The sequence below is a fragment of the Paraburkholderia tuberum STM678 genome, assembly GCF_902833905.1.
Taxonomy (GTDB): Bacteria; Pseudomonadota; Gammaproteobacteria; order Burkholderiales; family Burkholderiaceae; genus Paraburkholderia; species Paraburkholderia tuberum.
In genome coordinates this window covers 1-11,437 of sequence record NZ_CADFGP010000113.1, presented here as the reverse complement: position 1 = coordinate 11,437, position 11,437 = coordinate 1, and the positions used below count along the sequence as shown (strand labels likewise).

The 11,437-nt window shown below is 56.1% G+C and carries 8 protein-coding genes and 2 pseudogenes; 5 read left to right on the top strand and 5 right to left on the bottom strand.

Features of this window, described 5'->3' with window-relative positions; genetic code table 11:
• A partial coding sequence (locus HWY30_RS39405; RefSeq protein WP_176079037.1) for a glycosyl hydrolase occupies positions 1 to 1,056 on the top strand: 1,056 nt, incomplete at its 5' end.
• Between the two features lie 461 nt (positions 1,057 to 1,517).
• Here HWY30_RS39405 and HWY30_RS42290 read toward each other — a convergent pair.
• The 3 genes from HWY30_RS42290 to HWY30_RS39395 form a co-directional block, all read right to left on the bottom strand.
• Positions 1,518 to 1,682: a hypothetical protein gene (locus HWY30_RS42290; protein ID WP_244145196.1), complete on the bottom strand. Its 165-nt coding sequence runs from the start codon at positions 1,680 to 1,682 to the stop codon at positions 1,518 to 1,520.
• 29 nt (positions 1,683 to 1,711) lie between these two features.
• Positions 1,712 to 1,891, bottom strand: coding sequence for a hypothetical protein (locus tag HWY30_RS42285; RefSeq protein ID WP_244145195.1), 180 nt, complete (start codon positions 1,889 to 1,891; stop codon positions 1,712 to 1,714).
• A gap of 228 nt (positions 1,892 to 2,119) precedes the next feature.
• Complete coding sequence (locus HWY30_RS39395; protein WP_090811681.1) at positions 2,120 to 4,381, bottom strand: polysaccharide biosynthesis tyrosine autokinase; 2,262 nt, start codon at positions 4,379 to 4,381, stop codon at positions 2,120 to 2,122.
• Between the two features lie 402 nt (positions 4,382 to 4,783).
• On the opposite strand from HWY30_RS39395, the gene HWY30_RS39390 reads away from it, so the two are divergent.
• The 3 genes from HWY30_RS39390 to HWY30_RS39380 all read left to right on the top strand — a co-directional run bounded on the left by HWY30_RS39390 (position 4,784) and on the right by HWY30_RS39380 (position 7,914).
• The gene (locus tag HWY30_RS39390; RefSeq protein WP_090811951.1) at positions 4,784 to 5,695 is read left to right on the top strand and encodes a polysaccharide deacetylase family protein; all 912 of its coding nucleotides are present in this window, start codon (positions 4,784 to 4,786) and stop codon (positions 5,693 to 5,695) included.
• Positions 5,696 to 5,952: 257 nt separating this feature from the next.
• Positions 5,953 to 6,894 (top strand): glycosyltransferase, encoded by a 942-nt coding sequence (locus HWY30_RS39385; protein WP_090811673.1) that lies wholly within the window; start codon positions 5,953 to 5,955, stop codon positions 6,892 to 6,894.
• A gap of 99 nt (positions 6,895 to 6,993) precedes the next feature.
• Entirely contained in the window at positions 6,994 to 7,914 is a 921-nt protein-coding gene (locus HWY30_RS39380) for a glycosyltransferase (RefSeq protein WP_090811675.1), read from the top strand.
• A 359-nt stretch (positions 7,915 to 8,273) separates the two neighbouring features.
• Here the strand turns inward: HWY30_RS39380 and HWY30_RS39375 are convergent, their stop codons facing one another.
• A complete protein-coding gene (locus HWY30_RS39375) occupies positions 8,274 to 9,398 on the bottom strand; it encodes a glycosyltransferase (RefSeq protein ID WP_090811677.1) in 1,125 nt (374 codons plus the stop codon).
• A gap of 105 nt (positions 9,399 to 9,503) precedes the next feature.
• Positions 9,504 to 10,100: pseudogene (locus HWY30_RS39370) on the bottom strand (sugar transferase); the annotation flags it as partial.
• Between the two features lie 1,098 nt (positions 10,101 to 11,198).
• Between HWY30_RS39370 and HWY30_RS39365 the strand changes: the two are divergent.
• A pseudogene (locus HWY30_RS39365) lies at positions 11,199 to 11,437 on the top strand (glycosyl hydrolase); the annotation flags it as partial.

Below are 11,437 nucleotides of genomic sequence, written 5' to 3'. Positions count from 1 at the left end.
GATCAGACGGCGCTGAACGAATGCTCAAAGGACCTGGATCTGATTGCCGGATTGGGCGTGGGTACGGTTCGCCTCGGCGTTTCGTGGGACTTCATGACGCTGGCCGACGGCAGCACGCTGGATCCCAACAAAGTGGCCTTTCTGAAGTCGCTTCTGAACGCCGCACGCACGCGCGGCATGAAGATTCTTTTCCAGGTGGGCATGTACGCGCCGTCTAGCGCATACCAATGCCCGGCCACCAGGAATCCGCCGAGCGCATCGTCACCGCGACTCGACTTCTGCGACGCGACGTTCACGAAGTATCTCGGCTCGCTCATGGACGTCGTTTTGCCCTTTACGGCTGACATCGAACTGTTCAATGAGACCAACTGGTCGTTCTCCGCTTCGGACCCGTCTTACGGCGACCCGAACGGTATCTCCGGATACATTCTGAATCGCAGCAAGACGCTCTATTCGGAAGCCAGGCAGATCCTGAACACGAAAAGCCAGTCGGGCTACAAAACGGTTCTGCACACTCAGGGCATCTCGTACTTCTACAACTCGGCGTACCCGAATAACGGCTGGAAACCGCCCGCGGGCAGCGAGCTGATCCAGGCGACCGACTACATCAAGGCAATGGGTAACAACACGAAGAGTGCTTCCAGCCCTTTGAACATCGAGATCGACGTCGTCGACGTTCACCCGTACTTCAGCAGCGCCGACTACCAAACGCTGATGCAGTCGTTCAAGACGACCGTTTCGAATCTGGTCGCTAGCGGTCCCAAGCCGATCTGGATCACGGAAACCAACAACGGGACGACCCGTACGGACGCCGGACAACTCGCGGCATTCAATCAGTTGAAGGTGCTGATGGACAACGGTTCGGTGGCAAAGGCGTTCTGGTATGTCGTGCGTAACGGCGATCCGAGCAACGGGGAAGGCGACGGCTATTCGATCTACGACTACAACCGTAACCTGATTCGTCCGCAGCTTGCCGCCGCTATTCGGGCCTACACCGCGAGCATCCCGCGAGCGCAGCGATTCCTATCGGGTCCCTACCTGACCCCGGTCCAGTGAAGGCGTCTAATTGCAATCGATGAGATAAACGCGAACGCCGACTCCGCCGTTTGCGTCATTTTGCTGTTCTGCCCTGCTTCAACGTGCTTGATGGTGTTGCAAAGAGGAAGCAGCGGACATCCGCAATGACGGATGAATCATAAGAGGACGATGAGACTAATTATCCTCCTTTGATCCTCTCGCGCGCGCAACGCAAAGCGCACACGCGAAGACCCCAATCGCCACGCCGATCAGCAGACAGGCGGCATGCGTCAAGAAAGTTACCATCTTCCACTCCCTTTACGACCACATCGAATTTTTGAAAAGTTGAACAGCACGATGTCATCGGTGGCGTAGCTATGGCTTGAGATCTTCCCTAGCGGCACCGGACAGTGTGATGAAGGCGATCCAAAGTCCGGCAGAGATTGACAAGGGCGCAATGTCCCGCTTGCGGATGGATGCCGACCTAATAATCGAACTCACTATACCACGGGTTTAGCCACGCTTTCGGCGCCAAACTTCAGAATGGCAAGCGCATCGCATCGCCGGCGGCGCGCGGGTTCAGAAGAACGTGACGCACGAAAATAGCCGACGCGGTAGGCGAGCGCGAAGCTGCCGGCGTCGCGACGGACGAAGATCATCGGCATCAAAATGGCAGACGCCGGTGCCCGTGCGCTCAGCTGGTCAGCGCTTCACCCAGCGTCTGTTGCGGAAATACGCCGAATGCGAGGGCGATCACCGGGATCGAATCGGAGGGGCGGAAATGATCGTGGCCACCAAGCGCGGGGCCGATCGGTATGACGACGGCGCTGCAACTCGTCATTGCACGCACGGCTTGGGCCTTGTCCGCCGCCATGCACGCAACGTCCGGACGCAAGCCGATTAACGAGCGGATAAAAAGTACCCGATAGCCGTCGGCCCGCAGAACTTCCCGATCAAGAGAATCGAAACGAAATTGAGCGCCTGACTCAGTACAACTCCAGCGACACTGACGAATGAGTCTTTGATATCCGCCAATCATCCACGCCGAAAGTCGGCTGATTTTTCATCGCCATTCGTGACGACGGCCCTCGCGCCGTGAAGGCTAGTTTTTCTTTGTCTCTCCACTGGCGGGCAGTGCATCGAGATAGGAAGCACTGCGATAGAGGTCTGCGCGCGCGCCCAGACTATAGCGATAGACATCCGTATCGATCCCGTTGAAGATCACGCCCTTCACCCGGGCATTCGCCTGCTTGAGCTGTGCGGTCGCCTCCAGCACCTGCGCAATGGAAGTGGTCTCGAAGCGGGTCACCAGCAGCACGGTGCCGCAGCTATCCGCAAGCGCGGTCGCGTCGGATACGGCGAGCACCGGCGGCGTGTCGATCAGCACGATGTCGTATTCGCTCGTCTTCGCGAGGAATTGCTGCATGCGTTCGCTCACCAGAAGCTCGGCCGGGTTCTCCGGTATCGCTCCGCGCGCAACGAAGTCGAGGCCCGGACGCACGTCACGCATGATCACCGGGTCGGATGTCACCTCCGACGACAGATAGTCAGCCAGGCCGGGTGTCGAGTCGAGACCAAAGTATTGCTCGAGATGACCTTTGCGCAGGTCCGCGTCGATCAGCAACACCCGCTTGCCGGCCGCCGATACGACCGCCGCCAGATTCGCCGAAAGGAACGACTTGCCCACCTGTTCCGTCGGCCCCGTCAGCAGCACGCGATTGTCGCCCGATTCCGATTCCAGCATGGCAAAATGAAGCGCGGTTCTGAGTCGGCGCAGGCTTTCAATCGACGGGTCGCGCGGAAACTCGCTCGCCAGCAGGAACTTCTCGCCAGCGGGCAGCTTCGGCGTCTTGCCGATTCGCGCGACTTTCGCCTGCGACAGCGGCACGCTCGCATAGACGTTCAGGCCCGTTTGCTCCTCGATCTCCTGCGCGTCGGTCACGCCCCGATACAGCGCCGTACGCCCGAACGCCGCACCCACGCCCAGAATCAGGCCGCCCAACGCAGCATAGATAATCACCAGAAGCTTGTTCGGCTTGATCGGCTCTTTCGGCACCACCGGGTTATCGATCAACCGCACCGTTCCAACCTTGCCGGCGCGAACCAGTCTGAGCTGTTGCATGTTGTTCAGCATGCCGACGTAAAGCTCGTTGTTCACGTTCATGTCACGGGTCAGGCGCACCGCATTCTGCTCCAGGTCCGGCAACGCCTGTTCCTGCTGCGACAAGCTTCCGATCCTGCTGCTCAGCATGCCGATCTGCTGATCGATCGCCTGGATCGCGGGGTGACCCGGCGCGTAGATCGCGCCCATCTCCGCGCGCTTCTGCTTCAGTTCGAGCAGGCTGCGCTGCGTGGCTACGCTTTGATCCAGATAGGCCTTGCCCTGCTCGCTCAGATTGAACACGCCCATGCGGTTGCGCATGTCGTTATAGCGTCCCTCGGCGCGCTCCAGGTCGCTCTTGAGTTGCGGCAGCTGCGCGCTCAGGAACGCAAGCGACTTCTCGGCTTCCGCCGCCTTGCGCTTCAGATTCTGGTCAACATACGCATTGCCGATTTCGGCGAGCGTGCTGGCCGTCAGCAGCCGCTCAGAGCCCATCAGCGACGCGCCGATGATGCCGCTGTCTTTACCCTTCTGCGAGACCGTCAGCCGGTTTTGCAGGCTTTCCACCGTCTTCTCGCGCGACTGTCTCTCCAGAATGAATTGCGTGCCCGGCTTTGCGTTCAGCGAATCGACCTGCAGCGTGATCGCGCCATCGGGCAGTTTCGTGTCGAGCTTTTCGCCCACGCGACCCTCGATCGGCTCGCTGAGATCCGACTGCTCCAGCCGGTAGCGTCCGCCCTCCAGAACCGTCAGAACGAACTTCTCGCCTTCGAATGCTTCCGGGACGTCGAAGCTGGACACCTTGATCGCTTCATCGCCCCATGCATATCCGCCAAATCCAAAGATCCCTGGCTCGGAAAGACTCCGGGCTTGCCGGCCCAACCAGTCTCCGATCAATGGAAAGCGCTTCGGCTTTGCGCTGACGTCGAGGTGCAGATCGTCAACGGCTTTTCCGACCACCATTCTCGACTGCAGGATTTCCATTTCAGCCGTCGCCTCTGTTTTGACGTCGAACATGCTGGAGACGTCGCCCAGCGGGCTTTTCGAATTGTTGGTCGGAATGCTGTCTTCAACCTGCACGAGAATATCGGCCTGGTACACCGACGGCGCGATAAACGCGTAGGCCACGCCCAGGGCGAGCACACTGCCGGCGATGCCACCGACCAGCCAGCGGTTGGCCATTAGAACGTCGAAATAACGCGAAAGACTTACATCGTTATTCCGGAGCACGACAGCATTCGTAAGCAGAGAGTTCTGATTCATCGAAACCCCAGGGAGGGTGTACGAAAAGGGTGGAAGCTAGATTTAATGTGCAGGCGATGCGGCGTTGCCAGATCTCGCTTTTTGTCACGGGACGGCAACATTTTGGGTGCGGGCGCTGCGCGCGTCAGTTCGGTGTGCAACGCAATCTGTCAACAATTCCTCTGCTTTGCGCGCCACCAACTTCAGAATAATCGTCTTACCGTACAAAGATAAGACTGCCTAATTCTCCGCTGAACCACTGTTTCCCCGCAGTAGATTCCTCGGTGGAAAATTAGCGTAGATTTCACACTAACAGGTATCGCAGACTATCTGAAGACGATCATCACCTCCGTACGCTAACGCACATCGCTTTTGTGGCCGTGACGGCACAATCCCATTCAACGCCGTTAGCTTGGGATGCATATGAAACAATTGATGCGTGAGATATTCACACGCGCGCTGCTTTTCAGTGGAACCCCCGCGGCGATTCGAGCCTTTCTCTGGCGCGATCGCACCGCGATTCTGCTCTATCACGATCCGTCGCCCGCCACGCTCGAGGCTCATTTTGAGTACCTGAAAGACAAGGTCGAGTTCGTGCCGTTGTCGCAGGCAAATTCGCGAGGTAGTGGTCGCCCTCGCGTGGCCGTCACGTTTGACGACGGCCATATCGGCAATGCAAATCTGCTGCCCGTATTCATCAAGTACGGCGTGTACCCGACCATTTACATCTGCAGCAGTGTCGTGGCGCACGATCGTACTCACTGGTTCCTGCATCCTGTCGCAAGGGATGCAGGTGTGAAGCGGCTGATTCGCATGAAAAACCACGAGCGCCTGGCTGAACTCGACGCGCGAGGCTTTCGTCAGGACTTGCCAGACCCAGCGGCGACGATTAGTGGCCTCAGCGCCGCCCATATTGAAGAGATGCGCCCCTATGTCGACTTTCAGTCTCACACACGCTATCACCCGACACTAACCTTCTGTGACGATGACGAATGCTTTGAAGAGCTTGCGCTATCAAAGTCGGAGGTAGAACGGATCGTAGGTAAGCCTTGCGAGCATTTCGCGTATCCCTATGGCATTTATGGTCCGCGCGAAGTCGAGCTGCTGAAGGCCGCCGGCTACAAGACCGCACGCACGACCGACGTGGGCTGGAATGACGAAGGAAGCGACCCGTTCCGACTCAAGGCGTTCGACATTGACGATGACTCTTCCGTGTCGTGGTTTGCCGCGCAGCTCACGGGCCTGACGTTGGTGCCGCGCTATCTGCGACTGGGACGCGTCAGGCGCCTGGCTCAGCGCATCTTTAGCAGGCCACGTGCATTGAACCAGGCGTAGAAAGCACAGCGCCGACGCGACAGCTCGCGCAGCGGCGTACGACACCGTCGTGCACCGCGCTGCATCCAACCCAGGGCGGCGAATCGTCACGATAAGGTATTCGCTAATAAAAATACTATCGCGCGCGATCTCGGCTTCGAGCAGAACAAGCGGTCAACGTTCGAGCACCTGTCAATCAAAGGCGCAACCGGACCGCCAGTGCATTACTCGTAACGGCCTTATTGTTCCTTATCTCCACGGTTAAAAAGGAAGGCGGCATGCGTAAAATCTTCATCACGTCTCCGGGTACCGCCAATTATCCGGAAATTACTGCCTATCAAAACTATTTTAAAGCGCGCGGCGTGGATGTGATGGTCGGAACAATGAGCGATTACCGCGCCCTCGATAACAAACGAAATTTCGTTTTGTGGGAAATCATGGGTTTTTATCCGAACCGGTTTGAATCCGACTTTGTCATCCATGACTACCGTTCTCTCTCCGTTGGCGGCTGGCCGGCGATGAAAGACGTCGCGAAGCGGTATTTCAATTGCCAGCCGGATCTGCGGATCTTTCAGAACAAACGGCAACAGGAGATCATGGGTTTCGGTTACGGCGTACCCAGTGTGATCCTGCCCATGGGCGTGCCGAACTGGATCTTCGAGGTACAGGATGGCGGTCAGACCGAAAAGAAAGCTGATTTCTGTTATATCGGCGAAATGAGCGTCGAGCGGGGCTTCGATCGCGTGCTGGAAGCATTTATAAACAACTTTCAGAAGCGCGACGTCTCCCTCCTCCTGGTGGGAAAACCGGACCCGCGCATCTACGAAAGATTTTCGAATGCAAAAAATATCATTTTCACCGGGCCGTTGCCGCAGCGTGAGGCGCTGAAGCACGTGGTCGAATCCGATGTTGCGGTGTGCTATTTCCCCTATCACCGGCCGCACTGCTATCAAACGCCGACCAAGCTGCTCGAGTATGCTGCGCTCGGCAAGAAAATCGTGTGCAACGACTCGCCGTCGAATATCAGATGCTGTGAAGAGATGGGCATCCATAGTGTGATCACCACGGCGAACATCTTTGACGGAATCGATGAAGACGCCGCGCGCGGTGCGACAGCGAATCGTCGGACGGACTTCGCAGACCTCATTTGGGACCGGGTGATAGAGCAGTCCAACGTCGCGACATTTCTGCCAACGGATATCAAGCTAACCAATGCTTGACCAATCCATTGAGGTGCGACATTTCAACGAATGCGACTCGAACTGCCCTTGGTAGCACTGAGTCAGCCGAAGAGACGACATTTGAACGGTGGTAATGACATGCAGATATTCATTCTTCACCCCGGCAAGGCGAATTATCCAGAGATAGACGCCTACACGAAGTATTTTGTGAGAAACGACTGTAAGGTAACGTCAGGGACACTGGATGATTACAAAAAAGTCAAGAATCCGGAGGAGTACGTTCTCTGGTGCATCATGGGCTTTTACCCCAGGATCCCTGCTGCAAAATACGTTATCCACGATTACCGCTCGCTGTCTGTCGGGCGTAACAGTGCGCTAAAGGACAGCATCAAGAAAACGTTTCAATCACGGCCCGATCTTCGAATATTTCAGAACGACTCAATGAGTGCAGTCATGGGCTTCCGCGACGGCGTAGACACCGTTTTCCTGCCGATGGGCGTACCAGATTGGATTTTCGCGACGGATGCTGACCGCAACCAGGCGCTTCCGTCCGGAACGTATTGTTATCTGGGCGAGATAACGCGGGAACGCGGCTTTGTCGGCTTCATCAGGGACTTCCTGGCCGCCAAGCGCGACTCGGATACCCTCGTTCTGATTGGGCCTGTTGAAAAGGAAATCTCCGACGCATATCTTCGATCGCCCGGCATCCTGTTCACGGGACGTCTTGCGCAACGCGACGCCCTCGCGGTGGTTCGCAACTGCGAGATTGCTATTTCAACCATCCCGTACAAGCGTCCGTACGACGTGCAGACGCCGACCAAGCTTCTGGAATATGCTGCGCTCGGCAAAAGAATCATCTGCAATGACTCGCCTTCGAATCTGAACGCCGCCGCCAAGTTTGGAATTCAATGTAAAGTAACGGGCCCAGACGTATTCTCTAGCATCTGCAATTTCCACGGCGATATGGTGCCGAAAAATGACCCCTCCACGCTGCTGCATTTGCGGTGGACAGATATAATCGCCGCCTCGGGCGTGGAGCGATATCTCGCGCGGCTCTAAAAATTAAAATGGTTTGCGCGATGACACGCGCAAACCATTTCTCAAAAGTCAGTCTCGTTGCGATGGGCGTTCCGTGAACGTTGGTTACGGAGTGGTGCTTCGATTCTTGCCGCGCCCCATCGGCACGTTCGGGCCAGTTCTTCGCCCGTCCCGACTGCGCGAATCGATGAAGAGTTGATGGTCACGCGCGTGAAGAGGCTTTTGTCCGCTACTCTTCACTTCGGCAAGAGCACTGTATGCAATCGGTCCCAGACGACGGCTTGCTGCAAATCGCGCAGTCTGCGCAAGCAACTGAAACCGGCGCCGCGTCCCTCTTCGCCGGAAAATCGCGCTAAGCCCCGCCGTGCAGCTTCACGTAGTCACTCGCTCAGCACCGAACGGCCCTGGCGAATGCTTCTCAACTGGGCCGAATAAAGCAGCGCGATGTTGTTGAAGAAACGATCTTCACTGAATCTGTTGCGCGCTTCTTCCTGCGCGCGCCGCAATAAACCTTCACGAAATTTATCCTCGGCTATCATCTTCCGGATCAGCGAAGTCGCTTCCGCAGCCGTCCGATAAAGAACGCCGGTCGAATTGTGACGAATGGTGTCTATATTGCCGGGACAATCTGACGCCACAACGGGTGTGCCGAGCGTCATTGCTTCAATCAGAGAAATCGGCATTCCCTCCCAGGAAGCTGTCGACAAATAGATATCCGCTTGCGCCACAGCCGCGATTACGTCAGCACGCGTAAGCCAACCGGTCACACGCACGCCGGCGTCCTCGAGCGTGCTCCTGAGATCTGCGTCGCCGTCGCCGATCCATACGAACTCGACGCCGTCCCGATCAAACGAGCGAGCAATCTCCGCGAACAATCGCGGATTCTTTTGGACACGAATGCCGCCGACAGTCACAATTTTTCGCCTTTTCGTCGATCCGACTTTTCCGGCGCTTTCCAAACGATTGTTGCCCTGGACACTGACAGCCCGATCGATTGCGTTCTCGACCAGTACTGCATCTCGCCGAAGATAGCGGCGAATAGCGGCGCATTCACTCTCGGAGCAGCCAACGTATGTGCAGTTCTTCACACACGCAAGCAACTCCAACGCGGCGAAACAGTATCGCTTCAACCTGCCTATGTCTCGCCGTACGAAAGAGATGCAGTGCGGGCTATAAAGAAGCGCCGTTGACGGCAACGCAAACAAGGTCGACATTCGTCCCAGGAAACCTGCGAATGACGAGTGCAGATGGACGATATCCGGGTTCAATTCGATGAGTTGTTGGCGCAAGACAGACATGATCCGAGCCAATGATGGCCCTTTCATCTGCAGATGCTGCAGGACGACGTCAGAGTGAAACATCGCGCGCAAATTCTTCGGTGTTTCCTCGCGCTCTGAATAGATCACATACACCTCGTGACCTTCCTTGGCGAGGCGCGTCGCAAGCGTGCTCACAACTGCAAGCGTTCCTGTAGCAGTCGATTCGATTACGTGGACCACTCTCATAACATGTTTCTCGTGAATTGCGCAGCAATAGCGGAACACATCCCCGATCGGTCACGGCGATCGCGACGACATGCAACCGACGACAGGGCAAGGACCTCAGCCGGCTCAGTAGGCGCCGTCTTTGGCGAACACCACTTTGACGGTTCTCAAAAGAATCGACATATCGAATGTCAGCGAGCGGTTCATTGCGTATTTAACATCGAGCGAAACCCGCGTCGGATAGTCCACATCGTTGCGGCCGCTGACCTGCCATAAGCCTGTCATTCCCGGCTTCAGCGCGAGGTAGTAACGAACATCGCGGCCATATCGCACCAGTTCCTTCTGCACGATAGGACGGGGTCCCACCAGGCTCATATCGCCGCGCAGCACGTTCCATAGTTGCGGCAACTCATCGAGGCTCGTCTTGCGCAGAATGCGGCCAATTGGCGTCACACGAATATCGTTTTTAAGCTTGAAATCGCGGTCCCATTCCGCACGAGCCTGCGGATCGGTTGCGAGCAGTTTGGCGAGAACTTCATCCGAGTTCTTGACCATGGAGCGGAACTTCAGGCACTTGAAAGTACGTCCTCCTCGGCCAATTCTCGGATGACCATATACGGCGTTTCCGTGATCGCTCATGACTGCCAGCGCAATTATCAGAAGAACCGGGAAGAGCAGGATGAGTAGAACCGACGCCCCGCAAACGTCCATCGTTCTCTTCACTGCATCGTCCCACCTTGCGACGAAGATGTTCTCGCTTTGCGGGTTCGAGTCATCCAGGGCGACCGGTTTTGAATTCGGCTCAAGGCACGCCTCTTCCAGTTTCGGATCCGCGGTGGCGTTGGATTCGAACATACTATCTCCTCAGTTCGGAAACTCGTGGGAAACGATGCCGGCGTAGGCACCTTGCGCTTGCAAAACAGATTTTGGTGTGGAAGTGAATCGTTTAGTGAAGCTAATTTCATTGATTCACTGACGAGTCACGACGAGCGTAACATCTCACTCAAAGACCGAATGTTAGCAATAGCGCATAAAGTCGCCATCGTACTGTTCGATCGCGACATGTCGCCTTCATCGGGTGCACCAACAGTTCTTCTGACAATCAAATACGCAGAATTCGAATCATGGCTTCGTTATTTGATTGGTCTTATCGCCAGGTATCACTCGTAAATATCATGACAAAGCGTTCAGGTCAGACGCACACTTTTATCAGACGTGTAACCGTTCTTTCGAACGCTGGTGATTTCGAATTTGTCTAAAGAGAGACGACAATTTTCATCTTTAGGAAAAAAGAACATTTGATGAAAGAACAACTTGTGTAATGACTGACCGCGGCAAGGTCTATGCGATGACTCGCGCTGCACATCGAAGTCGCAAGTATTCCGGCTCGGCACTACGAATCGATGTGCGTTCCCGTACATGACCGGACGATTCGCTCATTGCGGAGTTCGACGCAAAGACTTCGTGATACGCCGGCAAGCGTGGCGCAACCGGCGTCGGAAATCTGATAGTGAGGCATTGCGTCACACAACAAACTTCAGCTTGGACTAATGCCGAACAAGGGGGCGCATCCTTAGGAAGATTGAGTCGCTCTGTTCGAAGTGTAGTGTCAGTGCGGGACTCTGACGTCGACACGGTATTCGATGCGCGTGTTCGACGTATCCGTGCCGTCAATGCGGTCGCGTCAACAATTGATGTTCATCGCCACACTTAACTCTGACGTTTTCGGAACCAATTCCAGGCGACAGCATTTATAGTTGCGAAATGAAACTCACAATTTTCTTTTTATTCGCCGTCTTAACACTTTTGTGTGGGCAGCCGATGTCGTCCTTCGCGAAGGACGGTCGCGCCAAGACAACGAACGCGACTACCGCCACTGCTCAGCAACTCGCGGCGCTGCAGCCGCCGCCCACCGGAAGCGGAAACGACCGTTTTGCAATGGACGTGAACTGCAATCTCTGGAGTGCGGATCAGACGGCGCTGAACGAATGCTCAAAGGACCTGGATCTGATTGCCGGATTGGGCGTGGGTACGGTTCGCCTCGGCGTTTCGTGGGACTT

Coding starts and splice junctions, on each gene's coding strand:
- HWY30_RS42290 (WP_244145196.1), bottom strand. CDS start 1,682: ATGCCGATGATCTTCGTCCGTCGCGACGCCGGCAGCTTCGCGCTCGCC.
- HWY30_RS42285 (WP_244145195.1), bottom strand. CDS start 1,891: ATGGCGGCGGACAAGGCCCAAGCCGTGCGTGCAATGACGAGTTGCAGC.
- HWY30_RS39395 (WP_090811681.1), bottom strand. CDS start 4,381: ATGAATCAGAACTCTCTGCTTACGAATGCTGTCGTGCTCCGGAATAAC.
- HWY30_RS39390 (WP_090811951.1), top strand. CDS start 4,784: ATGAAACAATTGATGCGTGAGATATTCACACGCGCGCTGCTTTTCAGT.
- HWY30_RS39385 (WP_090811673.1), top strand. CDS start 5,953: ATGCGTAAAATCTTCATCACGTCTCCGGGTACCGCCAATTATCCGGAA.
- HWY30_RS39380 (WP_090811675.1), top strand. CDS start 6,994: ATGCAGATATTCATTCTTCACCCCGGCAAGGCGAATTATCCAGAGATA.
- HWY30_RS39375 (WP_090811677.1), bottom strand. CDS start 9,398: ATGAGAGTGGTCCACGTAATCGAATCGACTGCTACAGGAACGCTTGCA.